This window comes from Bacillus tequilensis (assembly GCF_012225885.1).
Lineage (GTDB): Bacteria > Bacillota > Bacilli > Bacillales > Bacillaceae > Bacillus > Bacillus tequilensis.
Window position 1 is genome coordinate 3,626,765 of record NZ_CP048852.1, and the last position, 18,417, is coordinate 3,645,181.

Here is an 18,417-nt window from a genome sequence, read left to right on the forward strand (position 1 = left end):
TCCTTTTGAAAGTATAAAAGATGTCCTGTAATAAAACAAGCGTTATCCACAAATTGTGGACAACGCTAATGAAGAAGTGGATAAGTATGTGTATAACCCCACTTATCCAGATGCTTTTTTCATCAAGACGGCCCCTTCCGTTTGCCGCGATTCACGGAAGTGATGAGAGGTAAACAGCTCTTCCGGTATGCTTTCAGCTGGTTCAAATCCCATAGCCTTCAGGAAATCAGCCGAGGAATGCTGATTCGCTATTAAATATACCGTTTTGATCTGGTGCTTTTCGCACAGCAGTTCCATGCTTTGAAAGAGCGTCACAATGTGGCCTTGGTGAAGCTTGTCCGATATCACGAGTGATCGCAGCAGTCCTTGATCACAGCCTATTTTTTCAATTCCGAGACATCCGGCAATGTTTTTCTCGCCGTCCTCCAGCATAAGAAATTGGGCAAAGTCTTCCTTCACGCCTTCATGATTGGTTTTCGCCTGTTTTAAAAATTCCTCAAGCACGCCTCTGTCCTTTTCCCTTGCCACCCGCAGTTGATAAAACATCCGTTCACCCCGTTTTTGCATTCTTTCTTCAAATCTATGAGGCAAATCTATTTTTAGACCAGATGATTAGGAAAAAAGGTCGGAAATCCATTCGACTAAGAAGAATTTCACTTCTGTGCCGTCTTCCTTTTCTTCTTTCTCTTCGTTTTTGGCTTTTTCTGCTTTAGCGGTTACATCCTCAAGCACTTTTTCTGTTTGCTTTTTTGAAGCTTCTTTATCTTCTTGTTCTTTGACGGCTTCCCCGTTGGAAAAATCGAGAAAGCAGAGCGGCGGGAACAGCACACACCACCAGTTGGCCCCTTCGCCGTTTCCAAGCGTAATCAGAATCGCTTCATACTCGCCGGCTGGATAAACCATGTTGCCGTAAAGCTTTGTCGGAAATGAGATTTTGTCAAAATCAACGGATATCGATTGGCTGGCTCCTTCTTCCTTCATCGTTTCCTTAGCAATTTCTTTGATTTCAGACAGCTTTGAGCGAATCACACGACGAGCTTCTTCTATAGAAGTAATATCCTTTACCCAAGTTGTGATTTCTTTATTCACAGCGTCTCTGATATGACGTTTTAATTGCTGATCCTGGTCACTATCACTGTTTGCCAATATTCTCAAACGAATCGCCTGATCCGGTATGACCACCGGCTGATTCTCCGATTGCTGTGCCGTCTCTTCTTTAGCCAGCCCTACAAGCGCTCCGGATAATAAAAGAAAGATATATATACAAATGATTACTGTTTTTTTCATCGGTCCCCACCGTTCCTCTCCGTGCTTTGTTTCTAGCCCTATTATGGACAAGGAGAGCCGGCGGTAAACGTACGGGGTGAAAAAAATCTAGCAAGCTGTTAATCTTATTTATGGTACGATAGTGTTTTAGGAGGTTTAAGATGAAATATAATTATACAGTGCTGTTATCAGCCTTCACGATGTCGGTTTTTTATTCAATTATTTATATTCATTCATTTATCATTGCCGCTCTCATCACGATGGCATTTTATTTTCTGTTTCCTTATTTGATATTCGCGCTGCCGCTTCAATTCATGATGAATAAAAAACCGAAACGGTTCAGCCCTTTGTACCTGCTGTATTACCTTGCTGCGGCTTTTATAGCCAACGCGGTCATTTTCGGCGTGCTTCAGCCTTCAGGACAAGCTCTGTTTCAAAATACAGCTTTCTATCTTTTCGCTGTATTAACGGCGCTTGTCTATTGGATATGGGATTCTGTTTTATTGCAAAAAAAGGAAGCCTAAGGGGCTTCCTTTTTTACTAGAACAAAACCGTCAGCAAATAACATAGAATAGAAGGTATCGCTGCAACAAAGAAAGCAGCCGCTATTTTTAAGCGGGCTGTACGGCCTTCTTTGGTTTCTGAATGGTAGTTCGCCCGCTGATCACTTCCGCTTACAGCCAAACCCGATGTGATGATCGCAAGCCCAATTAAAACGAGAGACCCAACGCCAAACATCGTTTCATATGAAAATGCCTCCGGAAAAATGGTGCCAACCATGCTCTCAACCGCAATGAGCAAAATTCCTGCTGTCAGGGCCTTTTTCATCCTTAACATCCCCTTTGCTGGTGTTAAAACAGCTTGATTCATCAACTCGCCGGCAAGCTGCTTATTTATTTTTATGAATCACAGCGCATATGGTTCTGTCTTTACCGTTAATATCTTTCAGCACTTCCACTTCCGCACTCTTAAACGCCTTGAGCATCAGGTCTTTGACCGCATCCCCCTGTTTCCAGCCGATTTCAAAAACGACAAACACTTTATCCTTCATGACCAGCGGAATGTCTTCCATAAACCGCTTATAAAATTTCAGCCCGTCTCCGCCATCGGTAAGAGCGTGCAGCGGTTCATGAAAACGGACAATCTCTGATAGTTCTGCCATTTCTTCTTCTGAAATATAAGGAGGGTTGGAGACAACAATATCCGCTTTTTTTCCCGCCTTAATAAAAGGCTCAAGCAGATCGCCCTGATAAAAGCGCACATCCGCTCCGAGCTTTTCCGCATTGGCGGAGGCGACTTGCAGCGCCTCTTTCGAAATATCCACAGCAGACACAGAAAAGTTTTGGTTTTCAAGCGCAAGCGTGACGGCTATCGCGCCGCTCCCTGTACCGACGTCAACGACTTCCAGCTTGCCGTCTTCAGAAAAGACACGCCGATATTTGTCAAGCAGATGATAGACAACCTCTTCTGTTTCCGGACGCGGGATCAGCACGTCATCATTCACCATAAATTCCCGTCCGTAAAAAAACTCTTTGCCGATAATGTACTGAACCGGCACGCCTTCTTTATGCATCTCAACATGGCGCTTAAAGCGATACAGCTCATCTTCGCCAATCGGTTCCTGTAAGCTGGCGAGCAGCTTGCTTCTGTCCATTTCGGTATCATAAAGCAAAAGAAGCTCAGCCGCGTTTTCTTCTCTTCCCGCTTCGGTTAAATAAGAAGAAGCCCATTTCAGGGCTTCAAATATCGTCTTCATCTTAGCCTTCCGACTGCTGAAGCTTGCTTGCCTGATCTTCAACGATCAGCGCTTCAACCACTTCATCAAGTTTTCCTTCAAGGATCTGGTCAAGTTTTTGAATCGTCAGGCCGATTCTGTGATCCGTCACACGGTTTTGCGGGAAGTTGTATGTGCGGATACGCTCAGAGCGGTCACCTGATCCAACTGCTGATTTCCGTGTTTGATCATATTCAGCTTGGGCTTCCCGCTGAAATTTATCATAGATTCTGGCACGGAGAACCTTCATTGCTTTTTCTTTGTTCTTGATTTGAGATTTTTCATCCTGACATGATACAACAACACCTGTCGGCAAATGTGTCAGACGAACGGCAGACATCGTTGTATTAACGCTTTGTCCGCCCGGTCCGCTTGATGCAAACGTATCGACGCGGATATCCTTCTCATGAATGTCAACCTCTACCTCTTCCGCCTCAGGAAGACATGCCACTGTTGCAGTAGAGGTATGAATACGGCCGCCTGATTCTGTTTCAGGCACACGCTGTACGCGGTGGGCGCCGTTTTCGTATTTGAGTTTCGAATATGCACCGCTTCCCGTAATCATAAAGATGATCTCTTTGTAGCCGCCCGTTCCGGTTACACTCGCTTCCATGACCTCTGTTTTCCAGCCTTGAAGCTCGGCATAGCGGGAATACATTCTATACAGGTTGCCCGCAAATAAAGCGGCTTCCTCGCCTCCTGCAGCTCCGCGGATCTCCATGATAACGTTTTTGTCGTCATTAGGGTCTTTCGGGATCAGGAGCACCTTGAGACGTTCTGACAGTGTTTCCGTTTCCTTCTGAAGTTCGGAAATCTCTTCCTTCACCATATCGCGCATCTCAGCGTCCAGCTTCTCTTCAAGCATCGCTTTTGCATCAGCCAGCTGTTCTGACGCATCTCTGTATTGTCTATATACGTCAACTGTTTCTTGTATATCAGATTGCTCTTTTGAATATTCTCTTAGCTTTTTCGGATCGTTGACTACTTCTGGATCACTTAAAAGCTCATTTAATTTTTCGTATCGTTCTTCGATTGACTTTAAACGGTCTAACACGGTCTTCACCTCTGTTTTCCTGTGCGTAACATTCTCATTATAGTATAGTGATGAACCCCAGTCAAAAGCATTTCAATCCCTGCCGGAAATGCCTCCTCTGCTATACTGGGAAGCGAGGAGGGATGAAGTTGCTGAAATCCATACATCATATTGCAATCATATGTTCAGATTATGAAAAGTCGAAAGCTTTTTACGTACATAAGCTTGGTTTTCAGGTGATTCAAGAAACGTACCGTGAAGAGCGCGGCTCCTATAAGCTCGATTTGTCGCTAAACGGCTCGTATATCATTGAGCTGTTCTCGTTTCCCGATCCGCCCCAACGCCTAACCCGGCCTGAAGCGGCAGGCCTGCGCCACCTCGCCTTTACAGTCAGCAGCTTGGATGAGGCGGTTCAGAGGCTTCATGAAGAAGGAATCGAAACAGAGCCGATCAGAACAGATCCGCTGACCGGCAAGCGTTTCACCTTCTTTTTTGACCCTGACCAGCTTCCTTTAGAGCTCTATGAACAATAACGGTTTTTGAAGAAAAAAAGGAGATACACACTTTCTTTGCCGAATCCTTTCTTGTTTTGTCTAACAGGAAGGGAACTGCATTCTACGGTCGAATACCTAGCTAAAAAGGAGGTATGGGATCATGAATACAAATATGGTGGCAAGTGAACTCGGCGTCTCCGCAAAAACGGTACAGCGGTGGGTGAAGCAGCTGAACCTCCCGGCCGAACGCAATGAGCTCGGGCACTACTCGTTTACGGCAGAAGACGTGAAGGTTCTAAAATCTGTTCAAAAACAAATCTCTGAAGGCACAGCGATTCAGGATATTCATGTGCCGCCAAGCGCTAAAAAGCGCACGGGCTTTCTTGTCCAAAAAACAAATGGCAACACAGAGCGAAGAATGGAACAGCTCGAACAGAAACTCGACACCCTTTTACAGCAAAAGCAGGACGAAAACGAACTGCTGGCAAGGATCGGGGAACTGGAACGCCAGCTGAAGCACAAGGCCGATGAAGGTGTATCATATCAGCTGCTTCAGCATCGCAGAGAAATTGATGACATCCTTGCAGACCTGCAATTACTGACCACACAAATGAAAGAATTCACCGCTCAGGCGATTCCCGAGACCGCTGCTGCTGCCGAAAAAACCAAAACAAGAAAAAAACCGCTCATGTCGCTGTTCAAATTTCAAACCTAAAGCAAAAAGCTCCCCGTAAAGGGAGCTTTTTTGATTACGCAGTAAGCGCGATAATAATCGGAAGTGAAATCAATGACAGAATCGCACTGATCACAAACGCTGTTGCAGTTTCTTCTTCTTGTTTCTCGAATCGAGTCGCAATCATGGCTGCTACGGCAGAACCAGGGAATGCTACAAGAAGGATCGCTTTTGTCATTTGGTCAGCTGGAAGGCCGACTGCAAGAGCAATCAGGAACATTAACGCAGGCTGAACCGCAACTTTTAGTAACGCAATACCGATAGCCGGCATACTGAGTTTAATTTTACGAATACCAACGGTAACACCGACAGCAAAGAGAGCAACACCAGATGTTGTGCTTCCAAGCTGATCAAGCATTTTAACAGCCAGCTCAGGAAGAGTGAAGTTGAAAACCAACACTAAAACCATACTGATTAATGGAGCAGCAGCAAGCGGCTCACAAAGACCATGCAGAATTGATTTCCCTGTCATCTTCCAGAAGCTGTCTCCGTTCTCTTCGTTTTTCTTAGAAGACTCACCGACAGTAGCAATAATGATCGCGAGCGGATCAAGAATCGCGTTTACCACGATACCTGTAACCGCGATCGGAATCGCAACTTCATTCGCTCCGAACAAGCTTCCTAATACCGGAATACCCATAAAAGCAAATGTTGGCTGTGCAGAGTTCAATGAGAAAACAGATGAGTTCGTTAAATCATACTTGAAGATAAATCTGCAAACCAAAAGGATAATGATATAGAAACCAACAATCCCAATAAGTAAAGAAACCATCAATGGAACTTGTGATAAAAATTCACTTCTGGAAGTTGTCAAAATACCAGCAATAAAGTGAGCTGGAAGTGCGTATTTCGTTACTAACGTACTTACCCCTTTTGCCGACTTGGCATCATAACTTCCGAAATGTCCTGCAAACCAACCCAGCACGATAACAAAGAAGATCGGTGCCAGGAGGATTAAGATATCTAAGATGCTCAAAATATTCTCCTCCAAATCCTATGTCCGTATACTTTAGCTTTATACAAAGCTTTCCCTCGGACGAAAAAATTTACTCGCTAATTATTTTGCGATGACTTTTTTGTATTCAGGTGTCCACATTGCATCAAGAACTGCTTGTTTTACATCTTCAGGCTGACGATTTGCTACGCCTTCTTTAATAGCTGCTTCAGCAACAGCAATCGCCACTTTAATAGAAACTTCTTGAAGCTTATCGATGCTTGGAAGCAATCCTGCTCCAGGTGTTTCAAAGTCAACCATTTCAGCAATCGCATCAGCAGTTGCAGCAAACATCGCAGGCGTGATGATACGAGCTTCAGCTACAATTGAACCAAGTCCAAGACCAGGGAACGCGAATGCGTTGTTAGATTGTCCGATTTCATAAGAAACACCATTGTATTCTACATTGTCAAATGGGCTTCCTGTTGCGATAAGCACTTTTCCGTCAGTCCATTTGAACAAATCTTCTGGAACAGCTTCAGCAAGGTGAGTCGGGTTAGACATCGGCATGATAACCGGACGGTCCACGTGAGAAGCCATTTCTTTTACAATTTCCTCTGTGAACGCACCTGAAACTCCTGAAGTACCAATCAAGATTGTTGGTTTCGCTTGGCGAACCACTTCATCGAATGGAATTTGGCCTTTTTCATCGCGTTTCCAGCCTTTTACTTCATCCGCATTGCGAAGGTAAGGTTTTTGGAAATCAAGGATGCCTTCGATTTCTTCAGTCAGCAAGCCTCTGTAATCAATTGTATAGAAGCGTTTGTTAGCTTCTTCTTCAGATAATCCAGCAAGCACCATTGTGTCGCGGATTTGGTCAGCAATACCGATACCGGCAGAACCAGCACCGAAGACAACAACACGCTGATCTTTAATAGAAGCGCCAGTTTTCTTCATCGCTGCAAGCACACCAGCAAGTGTAATCGCGCCTGTACCTTGGATATCATCATTAAATGTAAGAATTTCATGGTTGTATTTTTTCATGATATTGCGTGCATTTTTGTTACCAAGGTCTTCCCAGTGAAGAAGCGCTTTAGGGAAGAATTTCAATGCCGCTTTCACATAAGCGTCAATGAAAGCTTCGTAGCGTTCACCTTGAACACGTTCATGCTTGTTACCAATATATAAAGGATCATTCAGAAGTTTTTCGTTGTTCGTACCGACATCAAGCACAACCGGGATAACACGGCTAGGGTCAATACCAGCTGCAGCAGTGTAAACAGCCAATTTACCGATTGCGATGTTAATACCGCCTACACCCCAGTCACCGATACCGAGAATGCTTTCAGAGTCAGTAGCAACAATAAGATCAATATCTCCTGCTGTCGCATGAAGGTTTTCAAAAGCTTTTTCAATCCCGTCAATGTTGTCGATTGACAAGTAGATACCTTGAGGTCTTCTATATTCATGGCTGTATTCCTGAATCGCTTCACCAACTGTCGGTGTGTACACAACAGGAAGCATTTCGCGAAGATGGTTTTTCAGCAATTTATAGAAAAGAACTTCATTACGGTTTGCAAGATCACTTAAGTAAACATTTTGACGAAGGCGATCAGGCTGCGCTTGGAATTGCTCGTACGCGCGTTGTGCTTGTTGATCAAGAGAAAGTACAGTTGGCGGCAGAAGTCCTTCTAAGCCAAGCTCTTGTCTTTCTTCTACTGAAAAAGCAACGCCTTTATTTAAGGTTGGAATTGATAAAACTTCTTTTCCTCTAAGAGTTGTTTCTAAGTGGCCTTCTTTTGTTTTTTTTATGTTATTCAAGCAAATCTCCTTCTTTCTTGAAATAGTTAACCAAGTTAAGTAATAACCCTCTAAAAAATGACCGATCATGTTCTTTATACGACTTTGTGACAATTGTTCGAACAATGTCTCAAAACTATTTACATTACGTAAGCTATTGTATTCCTGTCAAAATCAAAATTCAAGAGAAGAAAATTATTTAATTTTTTAATAGACTTAATTAAATTTTTTAATTAAGTATTGTCAGAATATAAAAAAAACACCGGTGTTTCGGCCGGTGTTTTCTATCTATATACCCATGTTTTGGACTATTTTTTGGATTTTCCCGGGACTTCATGATGATGCCTGCATCTTGCTTCATACGATTCGGATGCACCGACCATGATGACCGGATCATCGTAAGAAGCCGGCTTGCCGTCAATCAGGCGCTGTGTTCTGCTCGCCGGTGATCCGCAGACGGAACAGACGGCTTGCAGCTTCGTCACACTCTCCGCAATCGCCATAATATCCGGCACGACGCCAAACGGCTCTCCCCTGAAATCCATATCAAGACCCGCAGCAATCACGCGATAGCCTTTATCGGCAAGAGATGATAAAACCTCAACAATTTCCTGATCAAAAAACTGTACTTCATCAACCGCAATCACATCGGTACTCTCACTGATGTGATCCCAGATGTCCTCAGCAGAAGAAATGGCATAGCTCGTCATGGATGTTCCATTATGGGAGACAACGGCATCTTCGCTGTAGCGATTATCAATCACAGGCTTAAATACCCTGACTTCCTGCTTGGCGTAAGTTGCTCTCTTTACTCTTCTGATCAGCTCTTCAGATTTCCCTGAGAACATGCTTCCGCAAATCAGCTCAAGCCACCCGCTTTGTTTCATTATGTACATAGGCTCCGCTCCCCTCTCTCTGCCAGCTGTGTTTTAGACAATATAAAAAACAGGCAAGACTGCTTCCTGCCTGTTGAAAAATCTATTATTACTTAAGACCGTATTTTTTGTTAAAGCGATCAACACGACCATCAGCAGAAGCGAATTTTTGACGGCCAGTGTAGAATGGGTGGCATTCAGAGCAAATCTCAACGCGTACCTCTTCTTTTACTGAGCCTGTTTCAAATTCATTTCCGCAAGCGCATTTAACTGTTGCTTTTTTGAAATTAGGATGAATTCCTGCTTTCATTGTATCCATCTCCTTCCGCCCTGAATCCCGTGTGGAAACAGAGTTATTATTCCGGATCGTTGTCCGAAATGCATATAAAAAAATTATATCAGTAATTTACTTCTTTTGCAAATGTAATTTATCGTCTTGCTGATGATAGATTTGCCTGTTTCCATTCTTGATTGAGAATATCAAAAAATTCCTGATTTGTTTTGGTTTTTTTCATCTTTCTCATGAATTTTTCTGCGAAATCAGGTGAATCAGACATTGTTTTGCGGATCGACCATAAACGATCAAGATGCTCTTTAGGCACAAGCAGCTCCTCCTTGCGCGTTCCTGAACGGCGGATATCGATGGCCGGGAAAATACGGCGCTCTGCCAGAGAGCGGTCAAGGTGAAGCTCCATGTTGCCCGTTCCCTTGAATTCCTCATAAATCACATCATCCATACGTGATCCTGTATCGACAAGAGCCGTAGCAAGAATCGTTAAGCTGCCGCCCTCTTCGATATTTCTCGCAGCCCCGAAGAAGCGTTTCGGACGGTGGAACGCCGCCGGGTCAATCCCGCCGGAAAGCGTTCTTCCGCTCGGCGGAATTACTAAGTTGTAGGCACGCGCAAGACGTGTAATGCTGTCCATCAGAATGATGACGTCTTTTTTGTGCTCTACAAGACGCATCGCGCGCTCAAGGACAAGCTCGGCCACTTTGATATGGTTTTCCGGCACTTCATCAAACGTTGAGCTGACGACATCCCCAGCTACAGAACGCTCAATATCAGTCACTTCCTCCGGTCTTTCGTCGATCAGAAGCACGATAAGCTCTGCTTCAGGCTGGTTTGCTGTAATACTGTTGGCAATTTCCTTCAGCAGCATCGTTTTTCCTGCTTTCGGCGGTGCAACAATCAATCCGCGCTGTCCAAATCCGACTGGTGCTATCATGTCCATAATTCTTGTAGACAAGAAGTTCGGCTTTGTTTCAAGCACCATTTGGCGGTCTGGATAAAGAGGCGTAAGAGCCGGGAAATGCACACGCTCTTTTGCAGATTCGGGATCATCCCCGTTTACTGCTTCAACGTGCAAAAGTCCGTAGTAGCGCTCATTTTCTTTTGGCGGGCGAACCTTGCCTGAGACTTTGTCTCCGTTCCGTAAATCGAAACGGCGAATTTGTGAAGCTGAAATATAAATGTCTTCTGAGCTTGGAGAATAGTTGATCGGTCTCAGGAAGCCGAAACCTTCAGATTGGATGATCTCAAGAACGCCTTCCATAAACAGCAGATCTTCCTGTTCTGCATTCGCTTTCAGAATGGCGAAAATGAGCTCTTTTTTTGTCAGTTTGCTGTAATAGGAGATTTTATAATGTCTTGCAAGTTCATAAAGCTCTTTCAATTTCATATTTTCCAAAGAGGAAATTGATACGTCTTTCATAAAAACACCACGCTTTTCATAGTCAATATCTTACTCTGCACATGTAAATCTGCTGCTTTTGCACATCATCCGCCAAAGCACATTCTTTTTTCAACATAAAGGAACTTCTATCGGTAACACTTCCACCCATGATCGGCGCTTTTGTTAAAAGGATTGTCTTAATGAGTTTTGAAGGAAGCGAGGACAAAAACATGAGAAGAACAATACTTATATCGTCTGTATGCGGTAGAAATTGAAATTTTCCTAGTGCTTAAAAGAAGGAATTACGCAGTAAATTTCGCAGCACTCTTTATTTTTACCTTATTTCAAAAAATTATTCAACTGAAATAAGGTTTTGACACGGAATTGATAGAGTTGACGCTTTTCTGCAAAAGAAAAACGGGCTCATACCCGCTTTTTCTGTTTGTTATGGACGGATGACAAGGTTCGGCTTCTTTTTGAGGCTGTGTCTGCCGTCAACGAAGCGGACAGTACCTGATTTTGCACGAATCACTAAGCTTTCAGTTGTACCGACAGAACCTTTGAATTGAACCCCTTTTAGCAGCTCGCCGTCAGTTACACCTGTAGCTGCAAAAATCGCGTCTTCACCCTTCACAAGGTCTTCCATACGAAGAACTTTGCTTACATCAACGCCCATGTTATGACAGCGTATGATTTCTTCTTCGCTTTGCGGAAGAAGTTTACCGATAATTTCTCCGCCCAGCGCTTTTAACGCAACAGCGGAAAGCACCCCCTCAGGCGCTCCGCCTGACCCGAACAGAATGTCAACGCCCGTGTGATCGAAAGCCGTGTTGATGGCGCCTGCGACATCGCCATCATTGATCAATTTGATTCTGGCGCCTGCCTCACGAAGCTCAGAAATAATTTTTGCGTGTCTTTCACGGTTTAAGATTGTGGCAACAACGTCCTCAATGTCCTTGTTTTTCGCTTTTGCCACCGCTTTAAGGTTATCAATGACAGGTGCTTCAATGTCAATGCAGCCCACCGCCTCCGGACCGACTGCGATTTTGTCCATATACATGTCAGGAGCGTTAAGAAGCGTGCCATGGTCTGCGACCGCGATCACCGTCAGCGCGTTCCAGCCGCCGCTTGCCAGAATGTTTGTGCCTTCAAGAGGATCAACTGCGACATCGACGCGCGGGCCGTACCCGTTTCCGAGTTTTTCCCCGATATACAGCATCGGCGCTTCGTCCATTTCGCCTTCACCGATCACAACGGTTCCTTTCATCGGCACTGTATCAAAAACGTCTCTCATTGCGCTTGTCGCCGCTTCATCAGCCTCGTCTTTTTTTCCCCGGCCCATCCATCTTGCAGATGCCAATGCCGCAGCTTCAGTCACACGTACCAATTCCATAGATAAACTTCTTTCCATTTCAATACGATCTCCTCTCACAAGAAACCATTATGAATTTTGAAGCTGTTCTATTTCTTCGTCAGTCATTCGTTCACGCCAGATTGTCGCTCCAAGCCCCTCAAGCTTCTTCTCAAGGTTGCTGTATCCGCGGTCGATATGCTCCAGACCGGTAATTTCCGTGACGCCGTCAGCCATCAGGCCGGCTACCACCAGACAGGCCCCGGCACGCAGATCGCTCGCCTTCACTTTTGCTCCTTGAAGCTCGACAGGACCTGTGATGATGGCAGATCTGCCTTCTACTTTCATATTGGCACCCATTCGTCTCAGCTCATCAATGTGCTTGAATCTTGCCGAGTAAATGGTGTCTGTGACGACGCTTGTTCCCTTTGCCCTTGTCAGGAGCGCCGTCATCGGCTGCTGCAAATCAGTCGGAAAGCCCGGGTATACAAGAGTTTTGACATCAACCGGCTTTAAATCCTTCTGCCCGCTGACGATAAGAAGCTGGTCGTCGCTCGTTTCGATGTGATAGCCCATTTCTCTCAGCTTTGCGGTTAACGATTCAAGATGAGTGGGAATGACGTTATCGATAATGACTTCCTTGCCCATCGCAGCCCCTGCAATCATAAATGTCCCGGCCTCAATTCTGTCCGGAATGATCGTATGCTTGCAGCCGTGCAGTTCCTTCACACCGTCGATTCGGATCACATTGGTTCCCGCACCTTTGATTTTGGCGCCCATGCTGGTAAGCAAAGTCGCGACATCAATGATCTCTGGCTCCTTGGCAGCATTTTCGATAATCGTTTTCCCTTCTGCCAAAACAGCGGCAAGCATAATGTTAATGGTTGCCCCTACGCTTACGACATCTAAATAAATCCGTGCGCCTCTCAGCCTTTCAGCACGCAAATAAATGGCGCCCTGTTCATTGGTCACTTCAGCCCCGAGCGCTTCAAAGCCTTTGATATGCTGGTCAATCGGCCGGGGCCCTAAGTGACAGCCGCCGGGCAATCCGATGACGGCCTGCTTGAAGCGGCCGAGCATCGCCCCCATTAAATAATACGATGCGCGAAGCTTTTTCACTTTCCCGTTAGGAAGCGGCATGCTGATCATAGACGCGGGGTCAACAACCATTTCCCCATTCTCAAAATGCACGTTGCCGCCGATTTCCTTTAACAGGTCACGCAGCGTTTCGATATCTGAAATCTCTGGAAGCCCTTCAATTGTCACCTCGGAATTTGCCAAAATGGTTGCAGGTATTAATGCCACAGCACTGTTTTTAGCGCCGCTGATATGTACTGTACCGTTTAACGAGTCACCGCCGGCAATATTCAACTTTTCCATGATAGTCTCCTTCCATAAGAAGATAGCTGCGGAGCTAAATAAAATGTCATTTTATTCTGTCTCAGCAAATAAAGCTCATGTCCAAAATCTAGCCAATTCGCAGAGAAAGAATACAATACAATGTAAAATATCAGGAAGAAAATAGCGAAGCTTTGCGGGGTACAGGTTTCGAAAGTTGCACAGAGCCCCGCCGGCTCAAGAGACATCGTCGTCATCTGGCAAAAGCAGTACGCAAACCCTTCATTCCGATATAGCTTCTGCAGCCCAATGATTCCTTCTCTGTAAAGCGGCGTCAGCATCTGCAGGTCCGCTGTGAAAAACAAAAGCCGCGGCAAACAGGCAAAAACTGTCTGCCGCCCTTTGCCATTATTTATTCCAGTCTGCCAGGAATTGTTCGATTCCTTTGTCTGTTAACGGGTGTTTCGTGAGCGCATGAATAACTTTCAGCGGCATTGTGCCGATATGAGCCCCTCTTAAAGCAGCTTCTGTCACGTGCTGCGGATGGCGGATTGACGCTGCAATGATTTGTGTATCAAGACCATGAATGTCAAAAATCCGTCTGATATCTGAAATCAGGTCAAGTCCGTTGTGGCCAATGTCATCTAAACGTCCCAAGAAAGGTGATACGTACGTTGCCCCTGCTCTGGCAGCGAGCAGCGCCTGGTTAGCATTAAAAATCAATGTGACGTTTGTTTTGATGCCTAAATCAGTAAGTGCTCTTACTGCTTTTAAACCGTCAGGCGTCATCGGGATTTTCACCGTAATGTTTGGAGCGATTTTCGCCAGTTCTTTTCCTTCCTCGATCATTTCCTCAGCTTTCAAAGAAATAACCTCTGCGCTTACAGATCCTTTCACAACGTCTGTGATCTCGCGAAGGCGGTCGTGGAATGATACGTTAGCTTCTTTTGCTACTAAACTAGGATTCGTCGTTACACCGGCGAGAATTCCTAATTCATTCGCTTCTCTGATTTCATCGATATTAGCTGTATCAACAAAAAATAACATTTACAAAAAGCCTCCTTGAGTAAGAAATTTTCTGAACTGTGAATATGATTGCGCTTTCTAAAGATAGACAGAAAACCGCCTGTCAAGCTGTCAGGCGGTTATATCATTCCAATTGAATTAAGCTTGGTTTGAAGAACCAAATTCACGCATTTTACCGATAACTGTTTCTTTGATTGCTTCGCGAGCTGGTCCAAGGTATTTACGAGGATCGTACTCGTCAGGCTTAGCTGCCAATGTATCGCGAACAGCTTTCGCAGAAGAAATTTGGTTTTCAGTATTCACGTTGATTTTAGCTGTACCAAGTGAGATTGATTTTTTGATGTCATCAGTCGGAATTCCAGTACCGCCGTGAAGAACTAGCGGAAGACCAGTTGACTTTCCGATCTCTTCCATTTCTTTGAAACCAAGGTTTGGTTCGCCTTTGTAAGGGCCGTGAACAGAACCTAATGCAGGTGCAAGGCAGTCAATGCCAGTGCGCTCAACAAGCTCTTGGCACTCTTTAGGATCAGCGTAGATTACGCCTTCAGCGATAACGTCATCCTCTTGTCCGCCTACTGTTCCAAGCTCAGCTTCTACAGATACTCCGTGGAAATGAGCAAGCTCAACAACTTTAGAAGTTGTTGCTACGTTTTCTTCAAATGGATGGTGAGAAGCGTCGATCATAACAGATGTGAAACCTGCATGAATCGCTTTCGCACAAGATTCAAAGCTTGAACCGTGGTCTAAGTGGATCGCAACAGGAACTGTCACTTTGTACTCTTCCATAAGTGCTTTTACCATAGCTACGACTGTTTTGAAGCCGCCCATGTAGCGTCCCGCACCTTCGGAAACACCAAGGATCACTGGAGATTTTTCTTCTTCAGCTGCTTGTAAAATCGCTTGAGTAAACTCAAGGTTGTTTAAGTTGAATTGTCCTACTGCATAACCTTTTTCTTTAGCTGTATTCAACATTTCTGTCATTGAAACTAAAGGCATGTCGAACGTCCTCCTTATGTAGCCTGATTGTCTTCTAGCGAAAAAAGCTCTCCATCCTAGCATGACCCATTAAATGCTGTCATATGTAAATACCAGATCGCTTTTTCTCCATAACTAGAATACCAACTTTTCGACAAATCGGCAACATAATGACATGATTCATTTGTTTCTTCCTTTTGTCAATTAGACTTCAGGGGCAGATATTTTTTGACAGCTTCTCTGATTTCGTCGATATCAAACGGCTTCGCAAAGTGCGTCAAAGCGCCCAGCTCCTTTGATTCCTGGATCATGTCGAGTTCTCCGTATGCCGTCATGATGATCACCCGGATGTTTTCGTCAATGACCTTCATCCGTTTTAGAATTTCGATTCCGTCCATGCCGGGAATTTTCATGTCCAGCAGCACAAGGTCTGGCCGTTCTTTTGTCACGATGTCAAGCGCCTGAAGGCCGTTTGCAGCCTGAAACGTCTGGTAGCCTTCTTTATTGAACACTTCGTTAAGCAAAATACGTATGCCGTATTGATCATCCACGATTAAAATTTTTTCATTCATCATTTTACACCCCAATATTATGATTTTCGTCAAAAGTAAGCAGTAGTGTATGTATTCTGTTTGATTTTCCTATTTCCTTTAATTATAATAGTCTACTTTACGACATTTTCTGAGCATTTTCTCTTTTGTTGTATACTGATATTGTACGTTATAAAGGAGGATTCACTTATGTTGAAAATATTTACGACGCAGTTAACAGGTATTTTTTCCCGCATTCAGGATAAGGAATCTGACGCGATTGAAGATGGGGCGCGGCTGCTTGCTCAAGCGGTGATCAGCGGGCATTCCATTTATTTATACGGAGCAAATGAGCTTCAGGGCGTCTTTTATGAGGCAACCGAAAGCAGAGAGCCCTTCCCATCCGTTAAAGCCTTTCCCGAAAGCGCTGAGGAAGTGACAGAAAGCGACAGAGTGCTGATGTTTTGCTCGGGGACAGGCACAGCCGAGGAGCAGGCGCTCGCGAAAGAGCTCTATGAAAAAGGCGCGGGAGTCGTATGCGTATCGCCAGCTGCCAAAGAGAGTGCTGGAGTTGAACAATATTGTGATGTGCATATTGATTCTAAATTAAAAATGCCGCTTGTTCCCGATGAAGACGGCACCCGTTACGGGTTTCCCTCTTTAATGACAGCACTGTATGTCTACCATGCTTTATCGTTTACATTAAAAGAAATTCTGCAAGAGTATGCATAATATCTTATTGTACATGCTGTATCTTGCCGGAAACAAATAAAAAAGACTTGCCCGCTATTGACAAACGGCAAGTCTTTTTTTATTACTTCTGATTTGCAGCTTCGACAGACGCTCCGATGAAGCCTTTGAATAGAGGCTGAGGTCTTGTCGGTCTTGACTTGAACTCTGGGTGGAACTGAGAAGCCACGAACCAAGGGTGGTCTTTCAGCTCGATGATTTCAACTAGGCGTCCGTCAGGGCTTGTTCCTGAGAATACGAAGCCTTTGTCTTCCATTTGCTGTCTGAATTCGTTGTTGAATTCATAGCGGTGGCGGTGACGCTCGTACACCACTTCATCCTGATATACTTCAAAGGCTTTCGTGCCTTCTTCAAGCTTACAAGGATATAGGCCGAGTCGCAGCGTTCCTCCGAGGTCCTCAACATCCTTCTGTTCAGGAAGAAGGTCAATGATCGGGTATTGAGTTGACGGGTCAATTTCCGCTGAGTGAGCGCCTTTTAAGCCCAATACATGTCGTGCGTATTCAATTGATGCAACCTGCATACCTAAGCAAATGCCCAAGAATGGAATGTTGTTTTCACGCGCGTATTTTGTTGCGACGATCTTGCCTTCAACACCGCGGTCTCCAAATCCGCCCGGCACGATGATGCCGTCCGTTCCGTTTGTCAGCTCTTCGATGTTGCTTTCGGTCACTTCTTCAGCGTTGATCCATTTCACTTTTACATCTGTGTCAAACGCATAGCCCGCATGGCGGAGTGATTCAACGACAGAAATATATGCGTCAGGAAGCTCAACGTATTTACCGACAAGGCCGATTGTGATCGTTTGAGACAGGTTGCTGACTTTGTTCACAAGCTCTTTCCACTCGGACATTTCCGCCTCTTTGCATTCTAACTTCATGTGATCGCAAACCAGTTTATCAAGCCCTTGTTTTTGAAGCTCAAGCGGAATGGAGTATAGGTTGTCCGCATCTTCACACTCGATAACCGCTTTTGTATCGATGTCGCAGAACAGCGCGATTTTATCTTTCATATCTTGAGAAATCGGCATTTCTGTACGAACGACGATGATGTTTGGCTGAATGCCCAAGCTGCGCAATTCTTTTACGCTGTGCTGTGTCGGTTTTGTTTTCAATTCGCCAGCAGCTTTGATGTAAGGTACAAGCGTACAGTGGATGTACATGACGTTTTCACGGCCGATGTCGCTCTTCATTTGGCGGATCGCTTCAAGGAATGGCAGTGATTCGATATCTCCGACAGTACCGCCGATTTCTGTAATGACAACATCTGCGTTTGTTTCTTTCCCCGCGCGGTACACACGGTCTTTCAATTCGTTTGTGATATGCGGAATGACCTGTACGGTTCCGCCAAGGTAGTCTCCGCGTCGTTCTTTTTTAAGAACTGTTGAATAAATTTTACCTGTTGTCACGTTGCTGAATTTATTCAAGTTGATGTCGATAAAACGCTCATAGTGACCAAGGTCCAAATCAGTTTCAGCGCCGTCATCCGTTACAAATACTTCACCGTGCTGATATGGGCTCATTGTTCCCGGGTCAACGTTGATGTATGGATCGAATTTTTGAATCGTCACGTTCATTCCGCGGTTTTTCAGCAAACGTCCTAATGAAGCTGCTACAATACCCTTTCCAAGTGAGGATACAACTCCCCCGGTTACAAAAATATATTTCGTCATTTCGTTTGCTCCTCTCTTCGCTCTTAGCTACATTTTTAAAATGTACTGTTTTATAAAAAATCATTTAGCCTTTTAAATGATTTATAAGAAAAATGAGGGGTGAAAATAAGAAAGCTCCCTTTCAATTTCTTGAAAGGGAGCATAACATACTATGTTCTCTCTTCGTTTTTGAAGAGCCCAAAATACATACTAC

Annotated in this window: 20 protein-coding genes and 1 pseudogene; 4 read left to right on the plus strand and 17 right to left on the minus strand. The window is 44.7% G+C overall.

Annotation, left to right across the window (positions count from 1 at the left end; translation table 11 throughout):
• Window positions 1-102: 102 nt before the first annotated feature.
• Complete coding sequence (locus tag G4P54_RS19105; RefSeq protein ID WP_167873541.1) at window positions 103-546, minus strand: GNAT family N-acetyltransferase; 444 nt, start codon at window positions 544-546, stop codon at window positions 103-105.
• A 66-nt stretch (window positions 547-612) separates the two neighbouring features.
• Window positions 613-1,287 carry a stage II sporulation protein R gene (gene spoIIR / locus G4P54_RS19110; protein ID WP_024713813.1) on the minus strand — a complete coding sequence of 225 codons (675 nt, stop codon included), beginning with the start codon at window positions 1,285-1,287 and terminating at the stop codon, window positions 613-615.
• Between the two features lie 140 nt (window positions 1,288-1,427).
• On the opposite strand from spoIIR, the gene G4P54_RS19115 reads away from it, so the two are divergent.
• A complete protein-coding gene (locus G4P54_RS19115; RefSeq protein ID WP_024713814.1) occupies window positions 1,428-1,790 on the plus strand; it encodes a UPF0715 family protein in 363 nt (120 codons plus the stop codon).
• A gap of 16 nt (window positions 1,791-1,806) precedes the next feature.
• Here the strand turns inward: G4P54_RS19115 and G4P54_RS19120 are convergent, their stop codons facing one another.
• The 3 genes from G4P54_RS19120 to prfA all read right to left on the minus strand — a co-directional run bounded on the left by G4P54_RS19120 (window position 1,807) and on the right by prfA (window position 4,094).
• On the minus strand, window positions 1,807-2,094 hold the full coding sequence (locus G4P54_RS19120) for a DUF5316 family protein (RefSeq protein WP_167873542.1): 288 nt from the start codon (window positions 2,092-2,094) through the stop codon (window positions 1,807-1,809).
• 61 nt (window positions 2,095-2,155) lie between these two features.
• Entirely contained in the window at window positions 2,156-3,022 is an 867-nt protein-coding gene (gene prmC, locus G4P54_RS19125; RefSeq protein WP_167873543.1) for a peptide chain release factor N(5)-glutamine methyltransferase, read from the minus strand.
• Window position 3,023: 1 nt separating this feature from the next.
• Window positions 3,024-4,094 carry a peptide chain release factor 1 gene (prfA, locus tag G4P54_RS19130; protein WP_024713817.1) on the minus strand — a complete coding sequence of 357 codons (1,071 nt, stop codon included), beginning with the start codon at window positions 4,092-4,094 and terminating at the stop codon, window positions 3,024-3,026.
• Between the two features lie 122 nt (window positions 4,095-4,216).
• Between prfA and gloA2 the strand changes: the two genes are divergently transcribed.
• Together gloA2 and racA are read left to right on the plus strand one after the other, a co-directional pair.
• Window positions 4,217-4,606 carry an SMU1112c/YaeR family gloxylase I-like metalloprotein gene (gloA2, locus tag G4P54_RS19135; protein ID WP_081719780.1) on the plus strand — a complete coding sequence of 130 codons (390 nt, stop codon included), beginning with the start codon at window positions 4,217-4,219 and terminating at the stop codon, window positions 4,604-4,606.
• Between the two features lie 121 nt (window positions 4,607-4,727).
• Window positions 4,728-5,282: a chromosome-anchoring protein RacA gene (racA, locus tag G4P54_RS19140; RefSeq protein WP_167873544.1), complete on the plus strand. Its 555-nt coding sequence runs from the start codon at window positions 4,728-4,730 to the stop codon at window positions 5,280-5,282.
• A gap of 34 nt (window positions 5,283-5,316) precedes the next feature.
• On the opposite strand, the gene G4P54_RS19145 is transcribed toward racA, so the two are convergent.
• The 11 genes and pseudogenes from G4P54_RS19145 to spo0F all read right to left on the minus strand — a co-directional run bounded on the left by G4P54_RS19145 (window position 5,317) and on the right by spo0F (window position 15,847).
• The gene (locus tag G4P54_RS19145) at window positions 5,317-6,276 is read right to left on the minus strand and encodes an AEC family transporter (RefSeq protein ID WP_024713820.1); all 960 of its coding nucleotides are present in this window, start codon (window positions 6,274-6,276) and stop codon (window positions 5,317-5,319) included.
• An 81-nt stretch (window positions 6,277-6,357) separates the two neighbouring features.
• Window positions 6,358-8,055, minus strand: a complete 1,698-nt coding sequence (gene malS / locus G4P54_RS19150) for an oxaloacetate-decarboxylating malate dehydrogenase (RefSeq protein ID WP_024713821.1) — start codon at window positions 8,053-8,055, stop codon at window positions 6,358-6,360.
• Window positions 8,056-8,342: 287 nt separating this feature from the next.
• On the minus strand, window positions 8,343-8,930 hold the full coding sequence (locus tag G4P54_RS19155) for a thymidine kinase (RefSeq protein WP_167873545.1): 588 nt from the start codon (window positions 8,928-8,930) through the stop codon (window positions 8,343-8,345).
• Between the two features lie 88 nt (window positions 8,931-9,018).
• Window positions 9,019-9,219: a 50S ribosomal protein L31 gene (gene rpmE, locus G4P54_RS19160; RefSeq protein WP_003151132.1), complete on the minus strand. Its 201-nt coding sequence runs from the start codon at window positions 9,217-9,219 to the stop codon at window positions 9,019-9,021.
• 118 nt (window positions 9,220-9,337) lie between these two features.
• On the minus strand, window positions 9,338-10,621 hold the full coding sequence (gene rho / locus G4P54_RS19165) for a transcription termination factor Rho (RefSeq protein WP_024713823.1): 1,284 nt from the start codon (window positions 10,619-10,621) through the stop codon (window positions 9,338-9,340).
• Window positions 10,622-10,651: 30 nt separating this feature from the next.
• Window positions 10,652-10,814, minus strand: a pseudogene (locus G4P54_RS19170) (hypothetical protein).
• Window positions 10,815-11,027: 213 nt separating this feature from the next.
• Complete coding sequence (glpX, locus tag G4P54_RS19175; protein WP_167873546.1) at window positions 11,028-11,993, minus strand: class II fructose-bisphosphatase; 966 nt, start codon at window positions 11,991-11,993, stop codon at window positions 11,028-11,030.
• A 30-nt stretch (window positions 11,994-12,023) separates the two neighbouring features.
• Window positions 12,024-13,313: a UDP-N-acetylglucosamine 1-carboxyvinyltransferase gene (murA, locus tag G4P54_RS19180; protein ID WP_024713824.1), complete on the minus strand. Its 1,290-nt coding sequence runs from the start codon at window positions 13,311-13,313 to the stop codon at window positions 12,024-12,026.
• 366 nt (window positions 13,314-13,679) lie between these two features.
• A complete protein-coding gene (gene fsa / locus G4P54_RS19185) occupies window positions 13,680-14,318 on the minus strand; it encodes a fructose-6-phosphate aldolase (protein WP_024713826.1) in 639 nt (212 codons plus the stop codon).
• A 117-nt stretch (window positions 14,319-14,435) separates the two neighbouring features.
• Window positions 14,436-15,293, minus strand: a complete 858-nt coding sequence (locus G4P54_RS19190) for a class II fructose-bisphosphate aldolase (RefSeq protein WP_024713827.1) — start codon at window positions 15,291-15,293, stop codon at window positions 14,436-14,438.
• 179 nt (window positions 15,294-15,472) lie between these two features.
• Window positions 15,473-15,847 carry a sporulation initiation phosphotransferase Spo0F gene (gene spo0F, locus G4P54_RS19195; protein WP_081719782.1) on the minus strand — a complete coding sequence of 125 codons (375 nt, stop codon included), beginning with the start codon at window positions 15,845-15,847 and terminating at the stop codon, window positions 15,473-15,475.
• Window positions 15,848-16,012: 165 nt separating this feature from the next.
• Here spo0F and G4P54_RS19200 point away from each other — a divergent pair, with 165 nt between their 5' ends.
• Entirely contained in the window at window positions 16,013-16,534 is a 522-nt protein-coding gene (locus G4P54_RS19200; RefSeq protein WP_167873547.1) for a DUF2529 domain-containing protein, read from the plus strand.
• An 82-nt stretch (window positions 16,535-16,616) separates the two neighbouring features.
• On the opposite strand, the gene pyrG is transcribed toward G4P54_RS19200, so the two are convergent.
• On the minus strand, window positions 16,617-18,224 hold the full coding sequence (pyrG, locus tag G4P54_RS19205; protein WP_024713830.1) for a glutamine hydrolyzing CTP synthase: 1,608 nt from the start codon (window positions 18,222-18,224) through the stop codon (window positions 16,617-16,619).
• Window positions 18,225-18,417: the final 193 nt, after the last annotated feature.

Bases quoted from the DNA above. Each gene is read 5' to 3' on its own strand.
- G4P54_RS19105 (WP_167873541.1), bottom strand. From the start codon at position 546: ATGTTTTATCAACTGCGGGTGGCAAGGGAAAAGGACAGAGGCGTGCTT.
- spoIIR (WP_024713813.1), bottom strand. From the start codon at position 1,287: ATGAAAAAAACAGTAATCATTTGTATATATATCTTTCTTTTATTATCC.
- G4P54_RS19115 (WP_024713814.1), top strand. From the start codon at position 1,428: ATGAAATATAATTATACAGTGCTGTTATCAGCCTTCACGATGTCGGTT.
- G4P54_RS19120 (WP_167873542.1), bottom strand. From the start codon at position 2,094: ATGAAAAAGGCCCTGACAGCAGGAATTTTGCTCATTGCGGTTGAGAGC.
- prmC (WP_167873543.1), bottom strand. From the start codon at position 3,022: ATGAAGACGATATTTGAAGCCCTGAAATGGGCTTCTTCTTATTTAACC.
- gloA2 (WP_081719780.1), top strand. From the start codon at position 4,217: ATGAAGTTGCTGAAATCCATACATCATATTGCAATCATATGTTCAGAT.
- racA (WP_167873544.1), top strand. From the start codon at position 4,728: ATGAATACAAATATGGTGGCAAGTGAACTCGGCGTCTCCGCAAAAACG.
- G4P54_RS19155 (WP_167873545.1), bottom strand. From the start codon at position 8,930: ATGTACATAATGAAACAAAGCGGGTGGCTTGAGCTGATTTGCGGAAGC.
- rpmE (WP_003151132.1), bottom strand. From the start codon at position 9,219: ATGAAAGCAGGAATTCATCCTAATTTCAAAAAAGCAACAGTTAAATGC.
- rho (WP_024713823.1), bottom strand. From the start codon at position 10,621: ATGAAAGACGTATCAATTTCCTCTTTGGAAAATATGAAATTGAAAGAG.
- glpX (WP_167873546.1), bottom strand. From the start codon at position 11,993: ATGGAAAGAAGTTTATCTATGGAATTGGTACGTGTGACTGAAGCTGCG.
- murA (WP_024713824.1), bottom strand. From the start codon at position 13,313: ATGGAAAAGTTGAATATTGCCGGCGGTGACTCGTTAAACGGTACAGTA.
- fsa (WP_024713826.1), bottom strand. From the start codon at position 14,318: ATGTTATTTTTTGTTGATACAGCTAATATCGATGAAATCAGAGAAGCG.
- G4P54_RS19190 (WP_024713827.1), bottom strand. From the start codon at position 15,293: ATGCCTTTAGTTTCAATGACAGAAATGTTGAATACAGCTAAAGAAAAA.
- spo0F (WP_081719782.1), bottom strand. From the start codon at position 15,847: ATGATGAATGAAAAAATTTTAATCGTGGATGATCAATACGGCATACGT.
- G4P54_RS19200 (WP_167873547.1), top strand. From the start codon at position 16,013: ATGTTGAAAATATTTACGACGCAGTTAACAGGTATTTTTTCCCGCATT.
- pyrG (WP_024713830.1), bottom strand. From the start codon at position 18,224: ATGACGAAATATATTTTTGTAACCGGGGGAGTTGTATCCTCACTTGGA.